At 75.2% G+C, this 25,732-nt stretch carries 23 protein-coding genes; 9 read left to right on the top strand and 14 right to left on the bottom strand.

From position 1 onward, the window contains the following. Positions 1-2: 2 nt before the first annotated feature. The 5 genes from ACN27D_RS33235 to ACN27D_RS33255 form a co-directional block, all read right to left on the bottom strand. Complete coding sequence (locus tag ACN27D_RS33235; protein ID WP_120569686.1) at positions 3-1,613, bottom strand: asparagine synthetase B family protein; 1,611 nt, start codon at positions 1,611-1,613, stop codon at positions 3-5. A 4-nt stretch (positions 1,614-1,617) separates the two neighbouring features. Continuing rightward, on the bottom strand, positions 1,618-2,577 hold the full coding sequence (locus ACN27D_RS33240) for a hypothetical protein (RefSeq protein ID WP_358171944.1): 960 nt from the start codon (positions 2,575-2,577) through the stop codon (positions 1,618-1,620). 102 nt (positions 2,578-2,679) lie between these two features. Next, positions 2,680-3,474 carry an isocitrate lyase/PEP mutase family protein gene (locus tag ACN27D_RS33245; protein WP_358171942.1) on the bottom strand — a complete coding sequence of 265 codons (795 nt, stop codon included), beginning with the start codon at positions 3,472-3,474 and terminating at the stop codon, positions 2,680-2,682. Further along, positions 3,471-4,475 (bottom strand): cytochrome P450, encoded by a 1,005-nt coding sequence (locus tag ACN27D_RS33250; protein WP_358171939.1) that lies wholly within the window; start codon positions 4,473-4,475, stop codon positions 3,471-3,473. Before ACN27D_RS33250 ends, ACN27D_RS33245 begins: the two co-directional genes overlap by 4 nt. A 98-nt stretch (positions 4,476-4,573) precedes the next feature. Continuing rightward, complete coding sequence (locus tag ACN27D_RS33255) at positions 4,574-5,317, bottom strand: ArsR/SmtB family transcription factor (protein WP_393379830.1); 744 nt, start codon at positions 5,315-5,317, stop codon at positions 4,574-4,576. A 125-nt stretch (positions 5,318-5,442) separates the two neighbouring features. Between ACN27D_RS33255 and ACN27D_RS33260 the strand changes: the two genes are divergently transcribed. After that, entirely contained in the window at positions 5,443-7,638 is a 2,196-nt protein-coding gene (locus ACN27D_RS33260; protein WP_421500905.1) for a family 43 glycosylhydrolase, read from the top strand. 38 nt (positions 7,639-7,676) lie between these two features. On the opposite strand, the gene ACN27D_RS33265 is transcribed toward ACN27D_RS33260, so the two are convergent. From ACN27D_RS33265 to ACN27D_RS33275, 3 genes are read right to left on the bottom strand one after another with little or no spacing between them, the layout of a single operon-like run. Next, positions 7,677-8,210: a 2'-5' RNA ligase family protein gene (locus ACN27D_RS33265; RefSeq protein ID WP_184686197.1), complete on the bottom strand. Its 534-nt coding sequence runs from the start codon at positions 8,208-8,210 to the stop codon at positions 7,677-7,679. Positions 8,211-8,254: 44 nt separating this feature from the next. Next, the gene (locus ACN27D_RS33270) at positions 8,255-8,860 is read right to left on the bottom strand and encodes a response regulator transcription factor (RefSeq protein ID WP_120569680.1); all 606 of its coding nucleotides are present in this window, start codon (positions 8,858-8,860) and stop codon (positions 8,255-8,257) included. Next, a complete protein-coding gene (locus ACN27D_RS33275) occupies positions 8,857-10,002 on the bottom strand; it encodes a sensor histidine kinase (protein WP_358171930.1) in 1,146 nt (381 codons plus the stop codon). Before ACN27D_RS33275 ends, ACN27D_RS33270 begins: the two co-directional genes overlap by 4 nt. Positions 10,003-10,134: 132 nt before the next feature. On the opposite strand from ACN27D_RS33275, the gene ACN27D_RS33280 reads away from it, so the two are divergent. After that, positions 10,135-10,962, top strand: coding sequence for a hypothetical protein (locus ACN27D_RS33280; protein WP_358171927.1), 828 nt, complete (start codon positions 10,135-10,137; stop codon positions 10,960-10,962). Between the two features lie 118 nt (positions 10,963-11,080). Then, on the top strand, positions 11,081-12,838 hold the full coding sequence (locus ACN27D_RS33285) for a DEAD/DEAH box helicase (RefSeq protein ID WP_252449144.1): 1,758 nt from the start codon (positions 11,081-11,083) through the stop codon (positions 12,836-12,838). A gap of 73 nt (positions 12,839-12,911) precedes the next feature. Here ACN27D_RS33285 and lon read toward each other — a convergent pair whose 3' ends face one another. Then, positions 12,912-15,248: an endopeptidase La gene (lon, locus tag ACN27D_RS33290; protein WP_358171924.1), complete on the bottom strand. Its 2,337-nt coding sequence runs from the start codon at positions 15,246-15,248 to the stop codon at positions 12,912-12,914. Between the two features lie 234 nt (positions 15,249-15,482). Between lon and ACN27D_RS33295 the strand changes: the two genes are divergently transcribed. Continuing rightward, entirely contained in the window at positions 15,483-15,830 is a 348-nt protein-coding gene (locus tag ACN27D_RS33295) for a histone-like nucleoid-structuring protein Lsr2 (protein ID WP_421500906.1), read from the top strand. Between the two features lie 206 nt (positions 15,831-16,036). Here ACN27D_RS33295 and ACN27D_RS33300 read toward each other — a convergent pair whose 3' ends face one another. After that, a complete protein-coding gene (locus ACN27D_RS33300) occupies positions 16,037-17,326 on the bottom strand; it encodes a hypothetical protein (protein WP_358171922.1) in 1,290 nt (429 codons plus the stop codon). Between the two features lie 256 nt (positions 17,327-17,582). After that, positions 17,583-18,449, bottom strand: a complete 867-nt coding sequence (locus tag ACN27D_RS33305; protein ID WP_421500907.1) for a hypothetical protein — start codon at positions 18,447-18,449, stop codon at positions 17,583-17,585. A gap of 107 nt (positions 18,450-18,556) precedes the next feature. On the opposite strand from ACN27D_RS33305, the gene ACN27D_RS33310 reads away from it, so the two are divergent. Continuing rightward, entirely contained in the window at positions 18,557-19,648 is a 1,092-nt protein-coding gene (locus tag ACN27D_RS33310; protein WP_120569673.1) for a DICT sensory domain-containing protein, read from the top strand. Between the two features lie 32 nt (positions 19,649-19,680). Beyond that, a complete protein-coding gene (locus ACN27D_RS33315; RefSeq protein ID WP_121685841.1) occupies positions 19,681-20,403 on the top strand; it encodes a helical backbone metal receptor in 723 nt (240 codons plus the stop codon). A 24-nt stretch (positions 20,404-20,427) separates the two neighbouring features. Here the strand turns inward: ACN27D_RS33315 and ACN27D_RS33320 are convergent, their stop codons facing one another. After that, the gene (locus ACN27D_RS33320; RefSeq protein ID WP_120573754.1) at positions 20,428-21,126 is read right to left on the bottom strand and encodes a CBS domain-containing protein; all 699 of its coding nucleotides are present in this window, start codon (positions 21,124-21,126) and stop codon (positions 20,428-20,430) included. Positions 21,127-21,344: 218 nt separating this feature from the next. Between ACN27D_RS33320 and ACN27D_RS33325 the strand changes: the two genes are divergently transcribed. Beyond that, entirely contained in the window at positions 21,345-21,926 is a 582-nt protein-coding gene (locus tag ACN27D_RS33325; RefSeq protein ID WP_374667520.1) for a hypothetical protein, read from the top strand. 154 nt (positions 21,927-22,080) lie between these two features. After that, positions 22,081-22,449 carry an FKBP-type peptidyl-prolyl cis-trans isomerase gene (locus ACN27D_RS33330; protein WP_120569670.1) on the top strand — a complete coding sequence of 123 codons (369 nt, stop codon included), beginning with the start codon at positions 22,081-22,083 and terminating at the stop codon, positions 22,447-22,449. 171 nt (positions 22,450-22,620) lie between these two features. Here ACN27D_RS33330 and ACN27D_RS33335 read toward each other — a convergent pair whose 3' ends face one another. Then, positions 22,621-23,040 (bottom strand): STAS domain-containing protein, encoded by a 420-nt coding sequence (locus tag ACN27D_RS33335; RefSeq protein ID WP_364805019.1) that lies wholly within the window; start codon positions 23,038-23,040, stop codon positions 22,621-22,623. A gap of 204 nt (positions 23,041-23,244) precedes the next feature. Here ACN27D_RS33335 and ACN27D_RS33340 point away from each other — a divergent pair, with 204 nt between their 5' ends. Next, positions 23,245-24,246, top strand: coding sequence for an SMP-30/gluconolactonase/LRE family protein (locus ACN27D_RS33340; protein WP_421500908.1), 1,002 nt, complete (start codon positions 23,245-23,247; stop codon positions 24,244-24,246). A gap of 61 nt (positions 24,247-24,307) precedes the next feature. Here ACN27D_RS33340 and ACN27D_RS33345 read toward each other — a convergent pair whose 3' ends face one another. After that, on the bottom strand, positions 24,308-25,579 hold the full coding sequence (locus tag ACN27D_RS33345; protein WP_199733120.1) for a L,D-transpeptidase: 1,272 nt from the start codon (positions 25,577-25,579) through the stop codon (positions 24,308-24,310). Between the last annotated feature and the right edge of the window lie 153 nt (positions 25,580-25,732).

The raw sequence follows: 25,732 nt of genomic DNA on the forward strand, positions 1-25,732 counted from the left end.
GCTCACCCGGGCAGGGGCGCCTCGTCGCCTCGGGTGCGGCGCGGGTTGACCAGCCGGCGGACCATCGGCGCGGCGTTCCAGCGGGCCGCACCGACCAGGTCCCGGGCGTGTTCCAGCACCGTGTAGTCGGGCCGGGCCATGCCCTCCGCGATGGCCCGGTCGAGGTCGTTGCCGCAGCGGGTGAGCACGCTGTCGAAGTCCCGGCGGACCGGTTCGAGCAGGTCGTAGCCGAAGGAGCGGTGCAGCCGGGCGAACAGCGGCTTGTAGAGGCGGGCCCGCTCGTGCAGCCCCGACGAGTACGACATCGGGTTCTTCGGCCGCTGCCGGACGTAGGAGGGCAGCACGTCCGCGAAGGCCCGCCGGACGATCCACTTCTCCTGCCCGTCGCGCAGTTTCACGCCCAGCGGCAGCCGCATGGCCAGCTCGACGACGCTGAGGTCGAGGAACGGCACGCGGGCCTCCACGCCGTGCGCCATGCTGGCCCGGTCCACCCGTTGCAGCTCGGTCCGGCACAGGTTGCGGATCTTGTGCAGGAACAGGCGGCGGGACCGCTCCGGCCCGACCCGGTGGTACATCGGGTACCCGCCGAACAGCTCGTCGGAGCCGTCGCCGGTGAGCACCACCCGTACGCCCAGCTCGCGCAGCCGCCGGAAGATCGGCACGGAGACGACCGCGTTGATGATGTCGCCGTACTCGGTCAGCTCGGAGATGCGGATCGCCTCGCGGACGTCGGCGAGCCGGATGTCGCGCGGGCGCAGCTCGATCACCTCGTGCGGTACGCCGAGGTCGGCGGCGAGCCGCCGGGCGTACGCGACGTCCGGGCTCTCCGGCACGCCGATGGTGACCGCCACGCAGTCGGGGTGCAGTTCCCGGGCGTGCAGCAGCGCCAGCGAGCTGTCCAGGCCGCCGGAGAGCACCACGCCGACGGTGAGGTCGGTGTCCAGCCGGGCGCGCATCGCGTCGGTGAGCGCGACGCGGACCAGCAGGGCGGCCTCGTCCGGGTCGTCGATCACCGGCAGGCCGTCGCCGAGGGTGAGCAGGTCGACGTGCGGGCCGAGCCGGACCGGGCGGCCGGGCTCGACCCAGCCGTGGTGGCCGGGCGCCACCTCGCCGATCGGCGCGCCGTGCCCGACCAGCGCCTTGACCTCGGAGGCGAGGTGCAGGCAGCCGGGCAGGCGGGACCAGTACAGCGGCTTGACCCCGAGCGGGTCGCGGGCCAGGTACGCCCGGCCGGTGTCCCGCTCGACGATCACGAACGCGTACTCGCCGCGCAGCCGGCGGACCGCGTTCCCGCCCCACTGGTGGAACGCGGTGAGCACCACCTCGGTGTCGCCCGTGGTGCGGAACCGGTGCCCGAGCCGGGTCAGCTCGGCGCGCAGCTCGTGGTGGTTGAAGATCTCGCCGTTGAAGCAGAGCAGGTGCCGCTCGTCCGGTGACATCCACGGCTGGACGGACCGTTCCCGGTCCACGATCTTCAGCCGCCGTACGCCGGCGAGGAGGCCGTGTTCCTGCCGGGTCTCGGTGACCTCACCGCGCGGTGCGAGCGCGGCGAGCATCCGCCGGAAGGTGGCCGGATCCGCCTCGGGGCCGATGCTCAGCGCGATCCCGCACACCGGGTCACACCCCCATCTCGGCCTCGTACGCCCGCCGGTACCGGCGGCGGGCGTCCGGGGCGAGGCACACGTGCCAGGCCTGTCCCTCGTCGACCACGTTCACCTCACCGGCGTCCTGACGGGCCAGCAGCAGCCCGGCGAGCGCCGGGCGGGCGCCGAAGCGGTCGTACCACTCCAGTTCGACGTCGGCGGCCCAGCCGAGGCAGTGCCCGCTGGGCACCATCGCGGCGTACCCGAGGCGGCGCAGCCGGTACTGGTGTTCCGCGCTGCGGGCCAGGCTGGTCACCCACAGCGGCGGCGTGCCGTCCGGCGCGACGGCGGTGAACTCCCGGGCCAGGTCGTTGAGGAAGCCGATCATCTCGCGGCGGGCCCGGCGGAACAGCAGTCCGGCGGTACGCGGGGTGGCGTCCGGGCGCAGCCGCCGCCGGACCGCCCGCAGTCCGCGTCCCACCACTGTGGCGGGTTGTTCCTGGTAGCGGAACTCCAGCAGGCCGCGGCGGCGCAGCCATTCCAGGTCGACCAGTTCGGTGCTGGCGCGTACCTGGTCGTCGGTGAGGAACGTCGGGCTGTCCCGCCACCAGAGGACGTCGACGCGGGAGAGCAGGTAGATCCGGACCAGCGCGGTGAGGTCCTGCGCCGAGCTGCGCGCGTTGGGCTGGTAGCGGGCCATCTCCAGCAGCAGCGTCTCCCGGGCGCCGATCAGCCCCTGCGGAGTGGCGTCGAGGACGGCGGCGATGGCCGGTTCGCGCAGCCGCTGGTCGAGCAGCACCTGACGGGCGGTGGTGGACGGCGCGTCGGCGAGCGCGCCCACCTCGACCAGGAGTTCCGCCACCGCCGCCCGGTACGCGGACAGGTCCGGCTCGGCGGCGGCGCGCCTCCCGCCCGCGGGCACCCGCCGGGCGGGAGCGGTGGACGTGACGGCGGGACCGGGCTGGCGACCGGGGCTGCGGCTGGGCACTCGCATGGTCTCCGTCCCCTCTCGGTCAGGACACGGCGTGATTGGGCCTGCACACACCGTAATGAGCCGAGAGGGTGGCGATCGTCCCATCTCCCCCGAAGTGCCCGATCAGGTGGCGGACGGCTGCACCAGCGCCTGCACCTCCTCGTACCCGGGCGGCGCCGGCAGGCCCGCGTCGCGCCCGGCGCCGATCGCGTCGGTCAGGTGCAGCGCGGCACCGAGGGCGGCCCGGAACAGCAGCGATCCGGTGCTGACCCGGGCCACCCCGAGCCGTCCGAGCGCGGCCAGGTCCGGGCCGCCTGGCCGGTGGAGCACGTTCAGCGGCAACCCCACCTCGGCGGCGAGCACGCCGACCAGGTCGTCCGGCGCGCCCGGCACGAACAGGCCGTCGGCGCCGGCGGACCGGAACGCCGCCGCCCGCCGTCGTGCCTCGGCCAGCGGCGACGGCACGCCCAGCCACCAGGCGTCGGTGCGGGCGTTCACGAAGATCTGCGGCAGGGCGGCGCGAACCGCCGCGATCACGGCGGTGACGTGCTCCACCGGGGCCAGGCGTCCGTCCGGGCGGCCGTCCTCCAGGTTCACGCCGACCACGCCGAGCGCGGCCAGCTCGCCCACGAACCGGGCGACCTCCGCCGGGTCGTCGTGGAAGCCGTCCTCGACGTCCACCGTCAGCAGCGCCGGCAGGTCCCGCAGCCGGTACGCCAGTTCCAGCGTCTCGGCGCGGGTGGCGCGGACCGCGTCCGGCCGGCCGGCGGCCGCCGCCACGCCCAGGCTGGTGGTGCCGATCGCCGGGTGGCCCCGGGCGGCGAGCGCCGCGGCGGAGGCGTGGTCCCAGGCGTTCGGCAGGAGCAGCGGCTCGCCGCGCCGGTGCAGGTCACGGAATGCGCGGTAGCGGTCGGTCATCGCAGGATCACCTCGAGTCGGGTCGTCGGGACGTCAGGGGCCGGGACGGCGGGACGGCAGCGGCGGCGCAGCACGCCGACCACGCCGGCGGCCAGGGCGAGCGCGTGCCGCTGCCCGGGGCAGCCGCGGGGGCCGGCGCCGAACGTCAGCGCGGCGTTCGCCCGGCCGGCGCGGAAGCGGTCCGGCTCCGGGAAGGCCACCGGGTCGCGGTTGGCGGCGTCGAACCGCAGCAGCAGCCGCTCCCCCGCGCCCACCGGTTGGCCGCCCAGGCTCAGCGGGCCGGCGGCGACCCGGCGGGTGACCCGTACCGGCGGGTCGAGGCGCAGCACCTCGGCGAGCAGCGCGTCGGTCCCGAGCCCGTCCGGCGCGGCGAGCCCGTGCCGGACGGCGGCCACGATCAGCCCGGCGGTGGCGTCGGCGGCCTGCACCAGCAGCCCGAGCCGGTTCGCTGTCACCTCGGCCGGAGCGGGCGGCGACATGGCCAGCAGCGCCGCCACCGCCCGGTCCGCCCGCCGCACCGCCGCCGGTTCGGCGCCCGGGTGGTAGGCGGCGGCCACCGCCGTCACCTCCGCGACGGCCGCCGCCGGGTCGGCCAGGCCGAGCCGCTCCGCCAGCACCACGAGGGGTACGCGCCGAGCCAGATCACCGGTCACGTCCACCCGGTCACCGCCGTCGTCCCCGGTCGCGGCGCGGTCGAGGATCCGCCCGGTCAGCCGTTCCGCGGCCACACGCAGTTCCCGTGGGTCGAGGGTGTCGAGCGCCGCCACCCCGACGGCTCGCCGCGCGGCATGCCGCTCCGGCGGACTGAACCGGCTCACCGAGGCGCGCAGCCATGCCAGGCCACCCTCCGGCGCCTCCGCGGCGGGCGGCACCACGCAGCGGGGATCGGTCAGGACGGAGACGACGTCCGCGTACCGGGTGACCACCCAGCCGCCGTCGTCCGAGGTCGGCGGCCCGCAGGGCGGTATGCCCGGAGCAGCCGTGATCGTCGGTGAATCCATCGCCCGACCGTAGGGCGCCGACAGTTCGGTCCGGACCGAACGATCCGGCCGGGCACCTCCGGCGGCCCGGCGCGGGCGGGACGGGTGCCGCGGGCGGGTCAGGCGCGGGCGGGACCGCTGTCGCGGGACGCGGGCGGGGCCAGCAGCGCCGGGTCGAGCGCGAGCGCGTCGGCCAGCGCGTCCCGGCCGGACGGCGTGAGCCGTACCGCTCGCCCGGCGCCCCGCACGGTCCAGCCGAGGTCGAGGAAGCGTCCGCACAGCGCCGCCCCGAGCGCGCCGGCCAGGTGCGGGCGCCGTTCGGTCCAGTCCAGGCAGTCGCGGACGAGCGGGCGCCGCGTCGCGCGCAGCGGTTCGACCGGTACGCCGAGACCGGCCAGCCAGGTCACGCCGTTGCCGGTCAGCGCCAGGCCGCCGGAGCGGTCGAGCACGCCGCGGTCGAGCAGGGCGTCGTACACCAGCACGCCGAGCCGTCCGGCCAGGTGGTCGTAGCAGGTGCGGGCGTACGCGAGGGCGACGCCGGCCGACGCGGCGCGCAACGTGCGGGGCGGGGTGGCCGGGGCGGGCGCCCGCGCGGCCAGGTCCTCGACGAGCTGGGCGACGCCCGGGTCGGCGAGGCGGACGTACCGGTGGCGGCCCTGCCGCTCCTCGACGAGCAGGCCGCCGGCCACCAGCCGGGTGAGGTGGTCGCTCGCGGTGGACGCGGCGACCCCGGCGGCGCGGGCCAGTTCCCCGGCCGTCCAGGCGCGGCCGTCGAGCAGGGCGAGGCAGAAGCCGGCCCGGGTGGGGTCGGCGAGCAGCGCGGCGAACCCGGCGAGTCCGCGGCCGTCGGCGCCAGTGGTCATCGGCCCATGCTGACACGGGCACGGTTCGGGCGGCGCCGAACGGTCCCGGGGTTCTTTACAGCACTCTCTCCAACGTTGTAGAAACGGTGGCACCGCACCTCCGTCTACTCCCGAGGGCAGGCCCGATGGGACACCTCCGCCGCGGTGGCGCGCTCGCCGCCGTACTCACGCTTCTGCTCGCCGGCGCGGCCCCCGCGTCCGCCGCCGGGCCCGACCGCTACCGCAACCCGGTCTCCGCCGGGTTCGCCGACACCTTCGCCGACCCGGTCGTGGTGCGCGGCGACGACGGATTCTGGTACGCCTTCGGCACCTCCGACCCGCTGCGCGAGGGCGAGGGCCGCACGCACCGGGTGCCGATCGCCCGCTCCGCCGACCTGGTCGACTGGGCCTACGTCGGCGACGCGTTCGCCCCGGACCAGCGGCCCGCCTACGCCGCGCCCGGTGCCGCGTTCTGGGCGCCCGACGTGCGGCGGGTGGCGGGCCGGTGGGTGATGTACGTGACGGTCACCGACACAGGCGTCTCCGACGACACGTTCGACACCGCCGTGGGCGTGGCCACCGCGCCGAGCCCGGCCGGCCCGTGGACGTTCGCCGACACGCCCGTGGTCGCGCCGCGCCCGGGCGCCGGCGGCGGTTACCTGTGGACGATCGACCCGAGCCAGCTCACCGGTGCGGACGGCCGCCACTGGCTCTACTACGGCAGCTACTACGGCGGCATCTCGGTCACCGAGCTGTCCCCGGACGGGCTGCGCGCGGTCGGCACGCCGACGCCGGTCGCGATCGACAACAAGTTCGAGGGCGCGTACGTGCTGCGCCGCGACGGCTGGTACTACCTGTTCGCCTCCACCGCGAACTGCTGCGCCGGCCCGGCCACCGGCTACTCCGTCCAGGTCGGCCGGTCCCGTGACCCGCGCGGCCCGTTCACCGACCGCGACGGGCAGCGCCTCGACGTGTCCCGGGCCGGCGGCACGCCGGTGCTCACCCAGAACGGCAACCGCTGGATCGGCACCGGGCACAACGCGGTGCTCACCGACCTGTCCGGGCAGGACTGGATCGCCTACCACGCGATCGACCGCGCCGACCCGTACCTGGACGAGCCGTTCGGCGTCAACGAGCGGCCGATGCTGCTCGACCGGCTCGACTGGATCGACGGGTGGCCCACTGTCAACGCGGGCGCCGGTCCCTCCGACAGCGTCCGGCCCGCACCGGTCACCACCGGCCCGATCGACGCCCGTTTCGCCACCGCCGACCTGCGCGGCTGGCGGGCCGAGCACGGCCGCTGGCAGGCCGCCGGCGGGGTGCTGACCGGCAGCGGCACGCTCACCTCACGTACCCGGATCGGCGGCGACCTGCGGGTGGAGACCGACCTGCGGCTGACCGGCGCGACCACCGCCGGGCTGCGGGTGGACGGCGTGGACGTCCGCGTCGGGCGCGGCCGGCTCACGGCGGGCGCCGCGTCCACCGCGCTGCCCGCCGGCCTCGACCTGCGCGACCGGTACAATCTCGCGATCGAGGTACGCGGGCGGCAGCTCGTCGCCACGCTCAGCCCGTCGCGCCTCGGCGACCCGGTCGCCCGGGTGACGGTGCGGCTGCCCCGCCCCGCGACGGGTGAGGTGTCCGTGCGCGCCGAGGGCGGCCCGGCCGAGTTCGACAACGTCAGCGCCGTCCGGCTGTACCGCCCGGCGCGGCACACCGTCCCCTACCCGCGCGTCGGCCCGGTGCTGCGCGGCTACTCCGACGAGTTCACCGCCCGCCTCGACCCGGCCTGGCAGTGGGTACGCCAGGACCCAGCCGCCACCGTGAGCGGCGGCGCGCTGCGCTGGCCGGTGCAGGACGCCGACCTGTCCGGCACCGGCAACACCGCCGGGGTGCTGCTGCGCGACGCGCCGGCCGGCAACTATGTCGCCGAGACGAAGGTGACGCTCGACCTGGGCGAGGACAGCGTGCGCAACTACCAGCAGGCGGGCCTGGTCGCGTACGTCGACGACGACCGGTTCGCCCGGCTGACCCAGGTGGCGATCTGGAACACCCGACAGGTCGAGTACGGCTACGAGCTGCCCTTCGCCGGGCAGCCCGTGTACGGCGGCAGCATCGTCGGCACCCCGGGCACCACCACCTGGCTGCGGCTGGCCCACCGGATCGACCCCGTCAACGGCGAGCACGAGTTCCGGGCCGGATCCAGCCGCGACGGGAAGCACTGGACGTGGGGCGCGGTGTGGACGTTCCCGGCGGACACGACACCCCGGATCGGACTGGTGGCGCACGGCGGCGCGACACCGGCGGTGACCGCGGAGTTCGACTACCTGCGTTTCCACCGCTGACACTCGGGGCCGTCCCCTGTCGTGGGGGCGGCCCCGGCTCAGCCGCCGGAACGCGGGCAGGCGGTGGTCAGCTCGCTGACCGTGCGGGTGTCGCCGTCGTAGCTGCGCGCCGCCACGAACGCACCGGCCGGCGGGTGCGCCCCGGCGACCGCCCGGGCGCGCCGCCGGTCCGCCGCGCCGAACCGCAGCGCCAGGCTCAGGTGTGGCACCCACCGGCCCGGCTGATGCCACGAGTGCCCGCCGGACGCCTCGGCGAGCACGTCCCAGACCGCGCCGTGCAGCGCGACCAGCTGCGGTGTCGGCCGGACCAGCCACACCAGCGGCGCGCTGCCGTCGAGGACCGCCACCCGGCCCAGCCGTACCGGCAGCGGCAGCGCCGCGTCGCAGAGGTCGGCGAGGCGCTGCTCGGCGCCGGGCGGGAACTCCTCGACCGAGGCGAGCGTGAGGTGCGGCCGGTTCGTCGGGTGCGTGTTGCGGGCCAGGCTGGGCAGCCCGGCGGCGGCGAGCCGGTCCCAGGCAGCGCGAACCGCCGCTTCCAGTTCGGGAGAGCAGAGCAGTTCGACCGTCCGCACGTGATCAGGCTAGTCGGCGTCAGCCGCCCGCGACGTCCCGTACGTCAGAGCCAGCCGGCCTCCCGCGCCCGCCGTACCGCCTCCGCCCGGTCGGCGGCGCCGAGCTTCTGCACACAGGCGCTCAGATGGTTGCGGACCGTGCCGGCAGCCAGGTGGGTCCGCCGGGCGATCACCGCCACCGGGGTGCCCAGCTCGGCCAGCCGCAGCGTCTCCAGCTCACGCGGCGTGAGCGGGCACTCCGGCAGGGTGAGCGCGTCGGCCGCCAGCGCGGGATCGACGTAGCGGGCGCCGGAGTGCACCCGGCGGATCACGTCGGCCAGTGCGCCGCCGGGGGCGCCCTTGGCGAGGAACCCGCGCACCCCGGCGGTGAGCGCCGGCCGGAGCTGGGCGGGACGGCCGTGTCCGGTGAGGATCACCGGGGCGCAGCCGGGCAGCGCCCGGGTCAGCTCGGCGGCGACCTCCACGCCGCCGGGCGGCGGCATCTCCAGGTCGAGCACGGCGACATCGGGGCGGTGGGCCAGCGCCGCGTCCAGGGCGCTGCGCCCGTCGTGGGCGTGCGCGACCACCTCGATGTCCGGTTCCAGGTCGAGCAGGGCGGCCAGCGCGAGCCGGATCAGTTCCTCGTCGTCGGCCAGCAGCACCCGGATCACGGCGTCACCGGCACCGTCGCCACCAGGCTGAACACGCCGTCCGCGGCGTGCGCCCGGACCCGTCCGCCGGCCGGTGCGAGCCGGTCGGCCAGGCCGCGCAGGCCGCCGCTGAGCCGGTCCGGCCCGCCGTCGTCGCGGACGCCGTCGTTGCGTACGGTCAGCGTCACCACGCCGTCGGTCCGGGTGATCTCGATCCGGCACCAGCCGGCCCGGCTGTGCCGCAGCACGTTCGTCCCGGCCTCGCGCAGCACTGCGGCCAGGTCGGCGGCGATCGGCGCGGGCACCTCACCGTCGGGCGGGACCACAGTCGTGCGTACCCCGCTGGAACGCAGCACCTCCCCCACCGCGGCGGCCTGCTCGACCAGGTCGACGGCGCGGTAGCCGTGCACCGCCGCCCGGACCCGGGTCAGCGCCGAGCCGGCCAGCCGCCGCGCCTCGGCCGCCTCCCGGGCGGCCCGGCCGGCGTCGCGCGGCGCCAGCCGCTCCGCCAGCTCGGCCTTGAGCGCGATCACCGTGAGGTCGTGGCCGAGCAGATCGTGTACGTCCCGGGCGAAGCGCAACCGTTCCTCGGCCGCGGCCAGCCGCGCCTGGGCGGCCTGCCCCTGCCGGGCCTCGACGAGCAGGTCCCAGAACCAGACCTGCACCCAGGTGAGCGCGGCGATCCCGGCGCCCACCGCGCCGGTGACCAGCAGCGCCGTGGGCACCGGCCCACCCGTCGACCAGGTGACGGCGGCGGACACCGCGAGGACGCCGGCCGCCGCCACCGCCGCGACGACGGGCCGGAACAGCAGCGGCACCATGCCGACCAGGGACGCGCCCAGCCACGCCCAGGTGGGCCAGGAGCCGGCCGCGACCGGGCCGAGCAGCGGCAGGCTGAGCAGCGCCGCCACTGTGAGCGCGGCGTGCCGGCGACGGCGGGCCGGTAGGGGCAGCCACGGCGTGACGGCCGCGTGCAGCACCGCGATCTGGGCCGCGGTGAAGGCGAGCAGCCCGGCGGCGCCGAGCGCGACGCGTACCGGGTCGGGTTCGCGGGTCAGGCCGACCACGGGCAGCAGCACGGTGGTCCACACGTTGGTGGCCAGCGACAGCAGGGTGACCCGCCGGGCCCGGCGCAGCCGGTGGTCGGCGGAGTCGACTGTCATGCCCGCCGATCCTAGGGCGTGCGCCGGCCCGCCCGCGCCTGCGGGATGTCACGGCCGGATCGTGCGTTCCGCACGGTTTCCCGGTGACTGATGCGCCTTCTCCGGTGCGCCCGGCGGCGGCAGGGTCGGGGCATGACGGAGATGACTGTGGTCGTACCCCGGCGGTGGGCCGGGTGGGCGCGGACCCGGCACCTGGCCGGGATGGTGGTGGCGATGGTGGCCGGAATGGTGCTGCTCGGGCCGCTGTGGCAGGTGGGCGGGCGGCTGCTGGGCGGCGCGGCGGTGCTGGCGCGGCCGGACGTGGGCGCGCTGGTGATGGCGACGAACATGGCGGCGGGCATGGCCGCGTGGATGTGGTACCGGGGGGACGGCCGGGCCGCCACCGCGGAGATGTCGGCGGCCATGTACGTGCCGTTCCTGCTGCTGCTCCCGCCCTGGTGGGCCGGGTGGGTCGGGGACGACATGCTGCTGCTCGGCGGCCACCTGCTGATGGTGCCGGCGATGCTGCTGGTGGCGCTGCGGCACCGGCACACGGCCACCGCGCCGCCGCGCCGGCACCCGGTCGCCGCGGCGGTGGCGCGGGGGTGGCCGGCCGGGCTGGGGCTGCTCATGACCGTGGACATGTGGTTCGCGCCCAGCGTCTTCGCGCCCTGGACGCTGCTGGTCCTGCCGGCCGGCTACCTGCTGATCGGCACCTGGCGGCGGCAGTGGGGCGACCGGCGCGCGCTGGCCGCGCAGCTCGCCGGGGCGGCCGTGTGGGGCGGCCTGGCGGTCGTGGCGACGATCGCGTCCGCCGACGTCGCCGGGGTGCTCGTCGGGGTGGGCTGGCTCGTGCACGCGGCGTGGGACGCCTGGTACCACCGCACCGGCGCGGTGGTGCCGCGCGGGTACGCGCTGTGGTGCGCGGTGTTCGACGTCGGGGTGGGTCTCACCACGCTGCTGGCCGTCCTGTCCCGGTGATCCGGCGGGGGCACGGGGCCACGCCGGATCACCCGGAGGGGACGGCACAGGGGTGGCGCGGCGAACGTTTGCCCCGGTCGCCGCGACCGCCGCGCGGCGGTGATGAAAAACTTGTCGCATGACCGCCGCACCGACCCCGACCGACCCCGCCGTTCCCGACGACGCCGAGGACGCCTTCGCCTTCGCCGATCTCGGGCTCCGCACCGAGTTGCTGGGCGCGCTGTCCGCGCTCGGGTACGAGGAACCGACGCCGATCCAGCGGGAGGCCATCCCTCCGTTGCTGGCCGGGCAGGATCTGCTGGGGCAGGCGGCGACCGGTACGGGCAAGACCGCCGCGTTCGCGCTGCCGCTGTTGCAGCGGATGCCGGTCGGCCGGGCCGAGGGCGACCCGGTGTCGCTGGTGCTGGTGCCGACCCGTGAGCTGGCCGTGCAGGTCTCCGAGGCGTTCCACCGCTACGGCAAGGACCTGGGCGCCCGGGTGCTGCCGATCTACGGCGGGCAGCCGATCGGCCGGCAGTTGCGCGCGCTCGACCACGGCGTGGACGTGGTGGTGGCGACGCCGGGCCGGGCCCTGGACCACATCGCCCGGGGCACGCTGCGCCTCGGTGCGCTGAGCACGGTGGTGCTGGACGAGGCGGACGAGATGCTCGACATGGGCTTCGCCGAGGACATCGAGGCGATCCTGGAGCACGCCCCGGCCGGCCGGCAGACGGTGCTGTTCTCGGCCACCATGCCGGCCCGCATCGACGGGCTGGCCCGGCAGCACCTGACCGACCCGGTCCGCATCCGCATCGAGCGGGAGCGGCCGGTCGCCGGGGAGGCGCCCCGGGTGCGGCAGAGCGCGTACATCGTGGCCCGGGGGCACAAGCCGGCCGCGCTGGGCCGGGTCCTGGACGTGGAGTCGCCGACCGCGGCGATCGTGTTCTGCCGCAGCCGCGAGGAGGTGGACCGGCTCACCGAGACGATGAACGGCCGGGGCTACCGGGCCGAGGCGCTGCACGGCGGGATGAGCCAGGAGCAGCGGGACCGGGTGATGGGCCGGCTGCGCGCCGGCACGGCGGACCTGCTGGTCGCCACCGACGTGGCCGCCCGAGGGCTGGACGTCGAGCAGCTCACCCACGTGGTCAACTACGACGTCCCGTCCGCGCCGGAGTCGTACGTGCACCGGATCGGGCGGGTCGGCCGGGCCGGGCGGGAGGGTGTGGCGATCACGCTCGCCGAGCCGCGCGAGCACCGGATGCTCAAGACCATCGAGCGGGTCACCGGGCAGCGGATCGCCATCGACAAGATCCCCACGGTGGCGGACATGCGCACCCGGCGGCTGGAGCTGACCCAGGGCGCGCTGCGGGAGAGCCTGCTGGAGGACGACCTCGACCCGTACCGGGCGATCGTGGAGTCGCTCACCGACGAGTTCGACCTGGTCGAGGTGGCGCTGGCGGCGGTGAAGCTGGCGCACGAGGCGACGTCGCCGGGCTCGGACGACGAGGAGGAGATCCCGCAGGTCCCGGTCCGCGGTCCGCGCGAGGGCCGGCCGGAGACCGGCGGGCGGGGCGAGCGCCGGGGCCCGGGGCGCCCGCGTACCGGCGGGACCACCCAGGTCTTCATCGGGCTGGGCCGCCGGGCCGGGGTACGGCCGCAGGACCTGGTCGGCGCGATCACCGGGGAGACCCGGATCAACGGCCGGGACATCGGCTCGATCGAGATCGCGGACCGGTTCTCCCTGGTCGAGGTGCCGCAGGGGGTGGCCGACGAGATCATCGCCGGGCTGCGCGGCACCACCATCAAGGGCCGCAAGGCGACGGTGCGCCGGGACCGCGACGGCGACGGTACGGGCGAGCGCCGCGACCGGGGCTACGAGCGGCGCGACCGCCGCTGAGCCCGGCGCGACCCGCGGGCGGACACGACGGCGCCCCGGCCACAGTGGGTCTGTGGCCGGGGCGCATCGGTCGTCAGGCCGCGGCGAGCGCCGGACCGTCCAGCGACTCCGTGTCGATCTCGACCGGGCGCAGCGCCAGCGCGAGCACGTCCGCCACGTCGGACAGGGTGTGCACGGTCAGCGCCTCCCGCACCTCGGTCGGCAGGTCGTCCAGGTCCGGCTCGTTGCGCTTCGGGATGATCACCTCGGTGAGACCGGCCCGGTGCGCGGCGAGCAGCTTCTGCTTCACCCCGCCGATCGGCAGCACCCGGCCGGAGAGCGTCACCTCGCCGGTCATCCCGAACTCGGGCCGCACCGGCCGCCCGGTCACCAGGGACGCCAGCGCGGTCACCATGGTGATGCCGGCGCTCGGGCCGTCCTTGGGCACCGCGCCCGCCGGGACGTGCAGGTGGATCCGCCGCCCGGCCAGGGCGTTCGGGTCCAGGCCGTACCGCCGTCCGTTGGACCGCAGGTACGACCACGCGATGTGCGCGGACTCCTTCATCACGTCGCCGAGCTGGCCGGTGAGCGTCAGCCCCGGCTCGCCCTCCATCGTGGTGGCCTCGATGAACAGCACGTCGCCACCGGCGCCGGTGACGGCCAGGCCGGTCGCCACGCCGGGCACGGCGGTCCGCTCGGCCGACTCCGGGGTGAACTTCGGCCGGCCCAGGTAGCGGGCCAGGTTGCCGGCGTCGACGTGCACCGGCGCGGAGTCCGCGGCGAGCGCGACGGCGACCTTGCGCAGGATCTTCGCGAGGGCCCGTTCGAGCTGCCGGACGCCGGCCTCCCGGGTGTACTCGCCCGCGATCAGCGCCAGCGCCTCGTCGGCGACGTCGACCTCGTCGGCGGTCAGCCCGGCCCGGTCCCGCTGCCGGGGCAGCAGGTGGTCCCGGGCGATGGCGACCTTCTCGTCCTCGGTGTAGCCGTCCAGCGCGACGAGTTCCATCCGGTCCAGCAGCGGGCCGGGGATCGCCTCGACCACGTTGGCGGTGGCCAGGAACAGCACGTCGGACAGGTCGAGGTCGACCTCCAGGTAGTGGTCGCGGAACGTGTGGTTCTGCGCCGGGTCGAGCACCTCCAGCAGGGCCGCCGCCGGGTCACCGGAGTAGCCGGCGGCCAGCTTGTCGACCTCGTCGAGCAGCACGACCGGGTTCATCGAGCCGGCCTCGCGCAGCGCCCGCACGATCCGGCCGGGCAGCGCGCCGACGTAGGTGCGCCGGTGGCCGCGGATCTCCGCCTCGTCCCGGACACCGCCGAGGGAGACGCGGACGAAGTTGCGGCCCAGCGCCCGGGCGACCGACTCGCCGAGGCTGGTCTTGCCGACACCGGGCGGGCCGGCCAGGGCCAGCACCGCGCCGGAGCCGCGTCCGCCGACCACGCCGAGGTTGCGCTCCGCGCGCCGGTTGCGCACCGCGAGGTACTCCAGGATGCGGTCCTTCACGTCGGCCAGGCCGGCGTGGTCGGCGTCGAGCACGGCCCGGGCCGCGGCCAGGTCCGTGTTGTCCTGGGTACGCGTGCTCCACGGCATCTCCAGGACGGTGTCCAGCCAGGTGCGGATCCAGCCCGCCTCGGGTGAGGCGTCGCTTGCCCGCTCCAGCTTGCCGACCTCGCGCAGCGCCGCCTCGCGTACCTTCTCCGGCAGGTCGGCGGACTCCACCCGGGAGCGGTAGTCGGCGGAGCCGTCCGGCTCGTCCTCGCCGAGTTCCTTGCGGATCGCGGCGAGCTGCTGGCGGAGCAGGAACTCCCGCTGGGACTTCTCCAGCCCTTCGCGGACGTCGCTGTTGATCTGCTCGGTGACCTCCTGCTCGGCCAGGTGTTCCTTCACCCAGCCGACGAGCAGTTCCAGCCGGGCGGTGACGTCCGGCGCGGCGAGCAGTTCGGTCTTCTGCGTCAGGCTGAGCCAGGGCGCGTAACCGGCCGAGTCGGCCAGCTCGGACAGGTCGGTCATCCGCTCCATCGCGTCGATCACCTGCCAGGCGCCGCGCTGTTGCAGCACGGACGTCATGAGCGCGCGGTACTCGCGGGCGAGTTCCCGGGCGCGGCCCGCCGGTGCGGGCTCGTCGAGTGCGGTCGCCTCGACCCAGAGCGCGGCGCCGGGGCCGGGCACGCCGGAGCCGATACGGGCGCGGGCCAGACCGCGGATGACCGCCGCCGGCTCGCCGCTGGGCAGCCGGCCCACCTTCTCGATCGTGGCGACCACGCCGACGGAGCCGTACTCGCCGTCGATGCGGGGTACGGCCAGGAGTTCCTTGTCGCCGGTGGCGCGCGCCGCGTCGACGGCGGCCTGGGTGGTCGGGTCGAGGGTCACCGGGATGACCATCCCGGGCAGCAGGACGGCGTCGGTCAGAGGAAGTACCGGAAGAGTTGCCATCGAACACCTGCCATCACGTTGGTTGAGCGTGTCTGGCTCAAGTAACAAAACGTGTCCCTTGTTCCGGGTTGTGACCCACGCCACTCCGGAGTGCCTCGTTCCCGCGCCGCGCACCCAATGGCGGCACCGTTTACCGCGACCCGCCGAATGGAAACAGCCGACTATTGTTGCGGAATTACCGCGCGGTAGGTCAAACTCTTAGCCACACCCCGCCCGACACAGGGAGTAATGGCGATGGCAAGGAAAGTAATCACCGTTCTGACCGACGACCTCGACGGCGGAAAGGCCGATCGGACCGTCGAGTTCAGCCTGGACGGCGTGGCGTACACGATCGACGTCTCCGACGAGAACGCGGGCGTCCTGCGCAAGGCGCTGGATCTGTACATCAGCGCTGGCAGGCGGATCGGCCGGGGAGCGACCGAGGTCACCCGCGGCGCCCGCCGCACCTCCCGGCCGAGCACCTCGGGAATGGACCGCGAGCAGAACCGCGCCATCCGGGAATGGGCCGCCAAGAACGGGTTCGAGATTTCCGAGCGCGGGCGCATCCCGGTGTCGGTGGTCGAGGCGTACAAGAACCGCTGACCGTCACCGGTTCACCGTCGGGCATCCCGGGGTCACGCTGAGAAATCGGTGTGGCCCCGATCGGCTTTCTGTGGTCGGCGCTTTTCATCCGGCTGGATACCGCCGGCACGAAATTTCTTCCGGGATCACCTCCCACCGTGCCCGTACGCGGGAACGGCAGCGGCCGCCCGGAGGAGTCCCCCGGACGGCCGCGGCCGTTCGCCGGCTCAGTTGACCCGGATGCGCACCACGTCGATGGCGGGGGTCTGGTTGGCCCGCTCCATCATCGGGATGCGGTGCGAGCCGTCACCGGCCCAGACCGCGCACTGCGCCACGCCCGACTGCGCCAGGCCCGGGATCTGGATCAGCACGTCGTCCGGCTGGTCACCGCCCCGCCCGTCCTCGGTGGCGACGAAGAAGGCCGGCACGTCCTGCGGGTTCGGAGGCTGCCGGGTGCTGCCGAGCATCCGGCAGGCGGTGTGGAAGTGACCGCGTACCAGGCCCTGACCGTTGAGCAGCGAGCTCTCCAGGTAGTAGCCACCCTGGCCGGCGGCGAGGAAGCGGTCGCGCACCAGGTTCTTGGTGGTGACCCGGAGCGTGAACGGCTGGTTGCGCCGCACCTGGTTCGGGAACTGCGTGATCAGCAGCGACGGGTTGTTCGCCGCGGCGCCCACCTCACCGAATGCGGTGCTCACGCACCGGTTGCCGTTCTGGAAACCGTCGTGCGCCTGGAGCTGGCTGCCGGAGCAGTCCTTGGCGAGCACGTTCAGGCCGTTGCCGCCGCCGTTGTTCTGGCCACCGCCGTTGTTGTTCCCACCGCCGTTGTTGCCGCCGTTCTGGCCCCCGTTGTTGCCGCCGTTCTGGCCGCCGTTGTTGTTGCCGCCGTTCTGGCCGCCGCCGGTGCCGGGAGTGTCGGTCAGCGCGCACTGGGCGAGCTGGTCCAGGCCCTGCGGGCGCTGGGCGACCCGGCCGATCGCGGTGGCGATCCGGTTGAGCGCCGCGGTGCGCTTGTCCGCGAGCGGACGCAGGATCGCGTTGTTGATGAAGTCGCCGCCGTTGCGGCCGTCCGCGGCGAGCCGCCGGTTCGCGTCGGCGATCTGCGACTCCAGCAGCGCCAGGGTGCGGTCCACCTCGGCGCGCGCCCGGTCGGGCACCTGCGGCAGCCGGCCGCGGACGTCCGGGCAGGCCACGGTCGGGGTGCCGGCGCCGGCGCCGCCCGCGTTGGTCTGCTGACACTCGGCCGGTGACATCTGGCCGTCGCCCCAGTGGCTGCGGACCCAGCGGCCGTTCTGCCAGGTACGGGTGGTGCTGCCCTGGCCGTTCGGGGCGGTCGCCCCCGGGCTCGCGGGCACGCAGGACGCCGACGCGGCGCGGGTGGTCGTCCGCCGGTCCTGGGCGGACGAGATCTGGGTGACGGCGACGATGCCGCCGAAGACCGCGAGCGTGCCGACAACCGCCAGCAACCGCTTGCTCCGCGCGTTACCGGATGACCGGCGCGCCCGTGTGGACCTGCGCATCGAATTGCTCTCCTTCTCGATCCGGTAGTTGACTGGTGATCCCGGCGGACCGACGAATTCGGGGTGTGAGATCACTGCGACGCTCGGTCGCACGTCAATGGCCGACGATGCCCTTTCCGCACCGTCTCCGCGCCGTCGGCGGCGCGGCGGGGAAGATCTGCGTCCATTCCCGATGAGGTACGGAGCGCCGTCGGCGAAGGTTCAACCGGAGATCGGAAAAAAATCGAAAGTCGCCGTCGTCGCCGGCGAGGACGGTTCAGTCGGCGCAGAGGTGATCGAAGGCGAAGCCGCCGTCGAAGGAGTCCCGCCGCGCGGCCAGCGCACGTACCCGCCGGAGAAGCTCGTCACGGTCCAGCGGGGACGGCGCGGCGGCGTCGAGGTCACGCAGCCGCTCCCCCAGCGCCACCACGGCCAGGTCCTCGGCGAGCCGGCCCGGGTCGACGCCGCAGGAGAAGCCGCGCGCGGTCAGCCGGACCCGCTCCAGCAGGCAGCGGCCGGGCCGCACCTCGGCCCAGGCCCAGCCCTCCGCCGGGCCGCCGGTCCAGCGCACGTGCAGGCCGCGCACGATCGGGTCGGCGATCCGGCCCGCCACGTACGCCTCGACCGCCTCGACCCGGGCCAGCGCGCCCAGGTCGTTCACCGGTCCCTGCCGGCCGTCCGGCAACCGGCCGATGATGTCCCGGAAGCCGACCGCGTCGCCGCCGTCCGGGTCGGTGCCGTCGGCGTAGGCCCGCGCGTCCAGCACGTACTCGGCGAACCGGCGGGCCTGTTCCGCGCCGCCCAGCGTCGGCGACTCGACGCGCAGCAGCGGCAGGCCGACGGCGACGCAGACGGCGTCGGTCAGCCGTTCCTCCCGCCGCGCGGGCGATCCGTCGCCGGCGGGCGCGGTGAACCGCACCGCGAAGCGCGGCAGCCCGGTGTCGGCGGCGCAGACCACCAGGTCGAGCGCCGCCCGCCCGGCGGTGCTCCACTGGCTGCCGGTGACCCCCGGCGGGCGGCCCTGCACCAGCTCACCGAGCCGTCGCCCGGCGTGGCCGAGGTGGCCGGCACGGACCAGGGACGGCGCGACACCGGGCGGGATCGGCCGCAGCCAGGAGGCGGTCACGCTGCCTGTGCTCGTCATCTCGCCCCGATCCCCCTTCGTCCGGTCGACGCCCGAGTGTAGGCGGTGCGGCAGGACCGGTCCGGCCGACCGGTGCGCTACCGCGCCCGTCCCTCTAGGCTCTGCCCGTGCCCAGCGGACGGACCCCGGAACAGTTCACCAAACGCAGTCTCGTCGCCGTCTCCCATGCCATCGAACGCGCCGCGCTCGCCGAGGCCGAGGACGGCCCGCTCGTCGTGCTCGCGCTGTTCCAGCGGCTGCCGTACTTCGCCCGGGAGCGCGAGGTCTACCGGCGCATCGCCGGCCGCGCCGCCGTGACGGTGGTGGCGATGGTCGGCGGACCGCCGCCCGACCTGCCCGAGGGCGCCTACGGCGTGGCGCTGGACGAGGCGGAGGCGCTGGCCCGGGAGTGGACGGTGGTGGCCCTGAGCCCACGTTTCGGCGCCACACTCGTCGCGCACGACCGGGCCGACGTGGTGCCCGCGCCGACGCTCGAATCCGGCCGCCTGTTCGAGGGGCGCTGGGGTTTCCGCCGCGACGAGGCGCTGCACGAGGCGATCCGGCTGCGCGAACAGCTCGCCGAGCGGCTGCCCGCCGCGGCGCGTACCGCGCTGGACGAGGCGATCGCCCGGGTACGGGACATCCCGGCCGGGCCGGGCGAACCCCGCGCCGAGGCGGCGCTGCGGCTGCTGGCCCGCCGCGGCGACCGGAACGACCAGCCGGTCGAGCCGGCCGAGGCGATGCTGGACGAACCCGGCCTGGCCCGGTGGTCCGGCGCGGACGGGGTGACCGCCTCCGGCACGCTGCCGGTGGCGCTCGTCGGCCTGCGGGTGGACGCGCCGCCCGGCTCGCCGGAACGCTTCGGCCGCCGCGGTGTCGCCCGCGAGGGGCACGCCGTGCTCACCGCGATCACCGCCGTCCTGCGGCCGGTCGACCGCGCGCTGCGCGTCACCGAGAACGAGTTCCAGCTCCTCCTGCCGGGGCTCGACGAGCCGGCGGCGCTGGACGTGGTACGCCGGCTGCACGACGCCATCGGCGCGCTGGCCCGGTCGTACCCGTTCATGGCGTACACCGTGCACGCGGCGGTCGGGGTGACCACCCGGCGGCCGCTGCCCACCGCGGACCTGCGCGCGGCGGTCGACTGGGCGGTACGCAAGGGCGTGCCGGTGGCGGGCCTGCCGACCGAGACCGCCGACGCCGTGGCCGCGCCGGCCCACTGACCGGCCGGTCCGGCCCGAGGGGAGGAGACGCGGTGCGGGTGGTGTCGCTGGTGCCGTCGCTGACCGAGGCGGTCGCGGCCACCCGCCCGGAGGTGCTGGTCGGAGCCACCGACTGGTGCACCCATCCGGCCGGGCTGGACGTCGCCCGGGTCGGCGGGACGAAGTACCCCGACCTGGACCGGGTGCTCGCGCTGGAGCCGGATCTGGTGCTGCTCAACGAGGAGGAGAACCGGCTGGCCGACGCCGAGGCGCTGCGCGCGGCCGGGGTGCCGGTCCGGGTCACCTTCCCGCGTACCGTGCCGGAGGCCCTCGACCAGCTCGGTGAGCTGGTTGTTGCGCTCGGCGCGCCGGCCGAGCCGCCGTGGCTGCGCGAGGCCCGCCGCGCGTGGGCCGCGCTGCCGCCGCCGGGACGGGTCCGCACCGCCGTGGTGCCGGTGTGGCGGCGGCCGTGGGTGGTGCTGGGGCGGGACACGTTCGCCGGGGACGTGCTGGCCCGGCTCGGTGTGCGCAACGGCTGGGCCGACGACCCGGAACGCTATCCCCGGCCGGGCCTGGACGAGCTGCGCGCCCGGGCGCCGGACCTGGTGGTGCTGCCCGACGAGCCGTACCGGTTCACCGCCGACGACGGGCCGGAGGCGTTCCCCGGCGTGCCGGCGGCGCTGGTCTCCGGCCGTCACCTCACCTGGTACGGCCCGTCGCTGGCCGAGGCCCCGGCGCTGCTCGCCGCCCAGCTCGCCACCGAGGGCCCCACCTGACCGGTGGGGCCCGGGCGGCGGCGCTCAGGCCACCGGGGTGGCGTGCACCGGGTCCAGTTCCATCAGCGTGGTGTCGTCCACGTCGTACCCGATCGCGTTGTGCACCGCGACCACGCCCGCGACCTGGGCGGCGAGACGGCCGGCCAGGTCGACGGCGCTGCGCCGGTCCAACCGCCCGTCCATGGTGACCTCGCCGCCGCGGACCTGGACGGTGACCAGGCCGTCGCGCACCGACAGCACCCGGCGCAGCACCTCGTGCACGACCTCCTCGCGGATCTCCGCGTCGGTACGCAGGTGCACGCGCAGCAGGTCACCGCGGGTGACGATGCCGGCGAGCCGGCCCAGGTCGTCCAGCACGGGGAGCCGCTTGACCGCCTCCTGGTCCATCAGCCGGGCGGTCGCCGCGAGCGACGCCCGCTCGTGGGTGGTGACCGCCGGGGCGGTCATCAGGTCCCGGGCGACGAGCGCGCCCGCCTTCTCCCGCGCGGTACGCCGGCGCCGCCCCTCGAAGACCCGCCGCTCGTCCGGGTGGCCGGACCGCTCCACCTTGTGCAGCAGGTCCGCCTCGGAGATCACCCCGAGCACCCGGCGGAACGAGTCCACCACCGGCACACCGCTGATCCGCTGCCGGACCAGCACGTCGACCACCTCGCGGTACGGGGTCTCCTCCGTCACCGTCGCGACGTCCCTGGTCATCACGTCGGCCACCTGCCACGTCCTCATCACGACCTCCTCGTGCCGGGCCTCCACCTGCGACGGTAGGCGGTCGGCGGGCGCCCTGGTCAGGGGCGGCGGACCGGCCGCGACGGGCCGACCGGACCGGGTCGGGACGGGACCAATGACCCGGTCACGAGGGCACCTCTCGGCCCTGCTCCCGGACGCCGCGCGGCGGTGGAATGAATGTGCCACCGGGAAGCGCGGTGCGAGGCACAGGAAGGGACGTGGAGACAATGACCGCGACAATCGAGCGGACCCCCGCCGTCAAGCGGACCCCCGCCGCCACCATCGCTCCGGCGGCGCACACCGAGACCACCCGCCAGAAGGCCACCCGGTACGTCTGGGCCGGTCTGCGGCTCGCCCTGGGCTGGGTGTTCCTCTGGGCCTTCCTCGACAAGATGTTCGGCCTCGGCCACGAGACCCCGGCGAAGAACGCCTGGATCAACGGCGGCAGCCCCACCAAGGGCTTCCTCGGCAACGCCGTCGAGGGACCGTTCGCGGGCTTCTACCAGAACCTGGCCGGCGCCGCCTGGGCGGACACGCTGTTCATGGTCGGCCTGCTCGGCATCGGTGTCGCCCTGATGCTCGGCATCGGCATCCGGGTCGCCGCGGTCGCGGGCGGTCTGCTCCTGGTCCTGATGTGGACAGCGGTGCTGCCCCCGGCGAACAACCCCTTCATGGACGACCACCTCATCTACGCGGGCCTGCTGGCCGGCCTGGCCCTGGTGGGCGCCGGCAACACCCTCGGCCTCGGCCGGGTCTGGGCGAGGCTCCCCCTGGTCCAGCGTCTCCCCTGGCTGAAGTGACCAGCTCGCCCCGGGGCGGGCGTCGCCGACAGGCGGCGCCCGCCCCCTTTCGTGTCCCCGCCACGCCGGTGTGCGGGGACCAGCGCGTATCGGCCGGTCGCGATCCGGCAGGATCGACAGTGACCACACCGTCAGCATCCGAGGAGACCCGCTCATGGACAAGCCCGAGGTCGGCCCGATCGAGGGCGCGCCGCCCGCCGATCTCGTCGTCGAGGACATCACCGTCGGCGACGGCCCGGAGGCCCGCCCGGGCCAACTGGTGAGCGTGCACTACGTGGGCGTGGCCCACTCGAACGGCCGCGAGTTCGACGCCTCGTGGAACCGGGGTGAGACGTTCGAGTTCCCGCTCGGCGGCGGCCAGGTCATCGCCGGCTGGGACCAGGGCGTCGTGGGCATGAAGGTGGGCGGCCGGCGCCGGCTCACCATCCCGCCGCACCTGGGCTACGGCGCCCGGGGCGCGGGTGGCGTCATCAAGCCGAACGAGACGCTCGTCTTCGTGGTGGACCTGCTCGGCGTGCGCTGAGCGCAGCGCCGTCCACGTCGGGCCGTCGGCACTCGCGCCGGCGGCCCGAAGTGTGCCCGGCCGACGCGCGGCGGCCCGGTTCGTGCCCAGCCGACCTGCGGCGGCCCGGTTCGTGCCCGGGGCGCGCAGCGGCTCCGCTCGTGCTCCGGCCGCCCGGCGCCCCGCTCGGGCTCAGGCGGCGCAGGCCACCAGGTCGTGGGCGCGGCCGGGCAGGTCGTGGGCGCGGCCGGGCAGGTCGTGGGCGCGGCCGGGCAGGGCTTGCGAACGGTCGGAGCAGCGCACCGGGAGCACCCGGTGCAGGCCGGTCACCCGCAGCACCCGGGCCACCACCGGGTCGGGATCGGTGAGCACCAGCTCGCCGCCGCGGGCCCGGACCCGCAGGTGGGTGGCGACCAGCGCGCGGACCCCGGCGGCGGAGAGCAGCCGCACACCGGACAGGTCGACCCGCAGCACCGGCCGGGCCGGCGCCGCCCAGAGCGCGGCCCGGAACGCCGTCACGGAGGCGATGTCGATCTCGCCGACCGGGCGCAGCTCGACCACGTGATCGTGCACGTCCATCGCCACGTGGAAGCGCTCAACGCTGTGTACCATGCGACCAAACCTACCCGGCCCCACCGACATTTCCGGGCCTCGCGGCGGGGGTTCCGGGTACTGTCCGGGACCCGACCCCGAGCCGTCTCAGGGTCAACCCGCAGCCGCCACGCCACGCCGCGCGGGACGCCGCGAAACGCCGTCGGGGACTGCCCACCGCGACGCCGCCGGGCCACAATGAGCCGATGGTCGTCCCCCGCCCGCGTGCCCCCCCTGCTGATCCGGCCGGTCCGCGAACCGGCCACGGTGCCGCCGCCGCTCACCGGCCCCTGGACGCCCGCTGACACCCGGCTCGACCGGGCCGACCTGCTGCCGCTGCCGGCCGGCGGGCACGGCCCGGAGGACGTGGTGGTCGACGGTGACGGCCGGGTGGTCAGCGGCGACGAGGACGGCCGGCTCTGGTGGTGGCCGGCCGACTCCCCGCCCGGCACCGCGCCCACGCTGCTGGCCGAGACCGGCGGACGGCCGCTGGGCATCGAGCACGATCCGGTCGACGGCGGGTTGCTGGTCTGCGACGCGTACCGGGGACTGCTGCGGGTCGACCCGGCCGGCCGGGTGCACGAGCTGACCGGCACCGCGCCGCCGGTGCACCTGGCCGACAACGCCTCGGTGGCGCGCGACGGCACCGTCTACTTCACCGACTCGTCCGACCGGTTCCCGCTCTCGCACTGGAAGCGCGACCTGCTGGAGCACCGGCCCAACGGGCGGATCCTCGCGTACGACAGGGGCACCGGGCGCACCGACGTGGTCGCGGACGGGCTCTACTTCCCCAACGGGCTCGCGCTGACCCCGGACGAGTCGGCGCTGATGCTCGCCGAGACCGCCACCCACCGGCTGCTCCGGGTGGACCTGCCGAGCGGGCGGGCCACGGTCCTCACCGACCTGCCCGCGTACCCGGACAACATCTCCGCGGTCGGCGACGGCACCTACTGGGTCGCGTTGCCCAGCCCCCGGCTGCGCGCCATGGAACGGCTGCTGCCACACCCCCGGGTGCGGCAGATCGTGGCCCTGCTGCCCGGCGCGGTGCAGCCGCAGCCGCGCCGCTACGGGCTGGTCGCGCTGGTCGACGGCACCGGCCGGGTGCTGCGCACGCTGCACGGCCCGAGCGGGGCGTACCCGATGGTCACCGGCGTGCGGCAGCACGGCCGCCACCTCTGGCTGGGCAGCCTGACCGCGACCGGGGTGGCCCGCGTCGGCCTGGACTGAGCACGACGCGGGGCCGGCCCGCGCGGACGCGGGCCGGCCCCGTGGCCGTTCCTCCCCAGGTTCAGCCGCCGCTGTTGCTCCGCGAGGGGGCCGGGGCCGGTGACGACCCGCCGGCCACCGCGCCCGGGTGCGGCGTGGCGCTCTGCGTGGGCTTCAGCCCCGCCGGTACGGGCAGCGCGCTGCCCTTGGCGAACTCGTCCCAGCCGACGTTCCAGGCGGTGAACCCGTTGCCCTGGTCGAGCTTCACCTCGGTGCCCTTGACCGTCACCAGGTCACCGACCTGCGTGAAGCCCATCAGCCAGTCCGCGGCGGTGGCCGAGACGTTGGTGCAGCCGTGCGAGACGTTCGTGCTCCCCTGGTCGCCCTCCGACCACGGCGCCGAGTGGATGAACTCGCCGCCCCAGGTCAGCCGCTGGGCGTCGTCCACGTCGACCACGTAGCCGCCGTTGGGCTCACCACGGGTGTCGAACGTGGTGTGCTCGTGCTTCTCCATGATCACCATGTTGCCGCTGGACGTCGGCGTGCTCGCCTTGCCCAGACTCACCGGGATCTTCTTGAGCACCTTGCCGTCCTGGTAGACAGTCATCTGCTTGGTCCCGTTGTCGATGTCGAGCGTCACCTGGCGGCCGACCTTGGCGCTCGCGACCCGGTCGGAGTCGCCGATCGCGTCCTTGCCGATGGGCAGCCCCTGCAACGCGCTGCGCACGCTGATCTTCGTGCCCGGCTTCCACCGGTCCGGCGCCCGGTACTCGGCCTGCTTGCCGTCGGCCACCCAGGACCAGGTGCCCGGCTGCGGCGGGTCGGTCTTCACGAACAGCCGGCGCTGGACGTCCGCGCGGGCCTCCTTCGGAATCGGCGGGTCGAATCCGAGCACGACCGGCATCGCCGTCCCGTACGTCTGATTCGGCCGGAAATACAATTCGCTGGTGACGGCCGGTTTGGTGGATTTGGCCATCGTCGTGAACGTCGTCTTCTGCGTGGCGGTCTTGCCGGAATCGCCGGTCGCGGTCACCTCCGCGGTGTACGTCCGGGAATTGGCGAGCGGCCGGTCCGGCACCCAGCCGGAGCCGTCCTCACGCGGCTGGGCCGGCACCGCGTTTCCCTTGTCGTCGGTCAGCTTGACGGCTGTCACCTTGCCGTTGCTGACCTTCGTCCCCACTTCCGCGCTGATCGGCACGTCCCGGGTACGGTCGGCCGGCGACACGGAGACCGACGGTGGTGCGGCCTCGGCCCGCTTCGCCACCGACTTCGGGCCGGCGGTACACGCGCCGACCGCCAGCGGCGCGGCTGCGACGGTCATCGCGAAAAGCGTCAGTCGGCGCCTCGCAAACATATTTCGCCCCCCATTTCCGAACCCTCTCGCCCACATTCTGTAGGCCCGGGATCGCGCCGTGGCACCTTCGGCGGAATTGCTCGGAAACAGCTGCGCGAATTGTGCCGGACAGGTAATTCCCGTCCCCGCTTGCGCCCCACGCCCCCTCCGCCC

The sequence above is a fragment of the Micromonospora sp. WMMD1274 genome, from assembly GCF_049179035.1.
GTDB classification, from domain to species: domain Bacteria; phylum Actinomycetota; class Actinomycetes; order Mycobacteriales; family Micromonosporaceae; genus Micromonospora; species Micromonospora tulbaghiae.

Excerpts from the sequence above, each read along its gene's own strand:
- ACN27D_RS33320 (WP_120573754.1), bottom strand. The coding sequence starts at position 21,126 with ATGAGGACGTGGCAGGTGGCCGACGTGATGACCAGGGACGTCGCGACG.
- ACN27D_RS33280 (WP_358171927.1), top strand. The coding sequence starts at position 10,135 with ATGACGGAGATGACTGTGGTCGTACCCCGGCGGTGGGCCGGGTGGGCG.
- ACN27D_RS33285 (WP_252449144.1), top strand. The coding sequence starts at position 11,081 with ATGACCGCCGCACCGACCCCGACCGACCCCGCCGTTCCCGACGACGCC.
- lon (WP_358171924.1), bottom strand. The coding sequence starts at position 15,248 with ATGGCAACTCTTCCGGTACTTCCTCTGACCGACGCCGTCCTGCTGCCC.
- ACN27D_RS33275 (WP_358171930.1), bottom strand. The coding sequence starts at position 10,002 with ATGACAGTCGACTCCGCCGACCACCGGCTGCGCCGGGCCCGGCGGGTC.
- ACN27D_RS33245 (WP_358171942.1), bottom strand. The coding sequence starts at position 3,474 with ATGACCGACCGCTACCGCGCATTCCGTGACCTGCACCGGCGCGGCGAG.
- ACN27D_RS33250 (WP_358171939.1), bottom strand. The coding sequence starts at position 4,475 with ATGGATTCACCGACGATCACGGCTGCTCCGGGCATACCGCCCTGCGGG.
- ACN27D_RS33240 (WP_358171944.1), bottom strand. The coding sequence starts at position 2,577 with ATGCGAGTGCCCAGCCGCAGCCCCGGTCGCCAGCCCGGTCCCGCCGTC.
- ACN27D_RS33345 (WP_199733120.1), bottom strand. The coding sequence starts at position 25,579 with ATGTTTGCGAGGCGCCGACTGACGCTTTTCGCGATGACCGTCGCAGCC.
- ACN27D_RS33300 (WP_358171922.1), bottom strand. The coding sequence starts at position 17,326 with ATGCGCAGGTCCACACGGGCGCGCCGGTCATCCGGTAACGCGCGGAGC.
- ACN27D_RS33335 (WP_364805019.1), bottom strand. The coding sequence starts at position 23,040 with ATGGTACACAGCGTTGAGCGCTTCCACGTGGCGATGGACGTGCACGAT.
- ACN27D_RS33330 (WP_120569670.1), top strand. The coding sequence starts at position 22,081 with ATGGACAAGCCCGAGGTCGGCCCGATCGAGGGCGCGCCGCCCGCCGAT.
- ACN27D_RS33255 (WP_393379830.1), bottom strand. The coding sequence starts at position 5,317 with ATGACCACTGGCGCCGACGGCCGCGGACTCGCCGGGTTCGCCGCGCTG.
- ACN27D_RS33295 (WP_421500906.1), top strand. The coding sequence starts at position 15,483 with ATGGCAAGGAAAGTAATCACCGTTCTGACCGACGACCTCGACGGCGGA.
- ACN27D_RS33305 (WP_421500907.1), bottom strand. The coding sequence starts at position 18,449 with ATGACGAGCACAGGCAGCGTGACCGCCTCCTGGCTGCGGCCGATCCCG.
- ACN27D_RS33260 (WP_421500905.1), top strand. The coding sequence starts at position 5,443 with ATGGGACACCTCCGCCGCGGTGGCGCGCTCGCCGCCGTACTCACGCTT.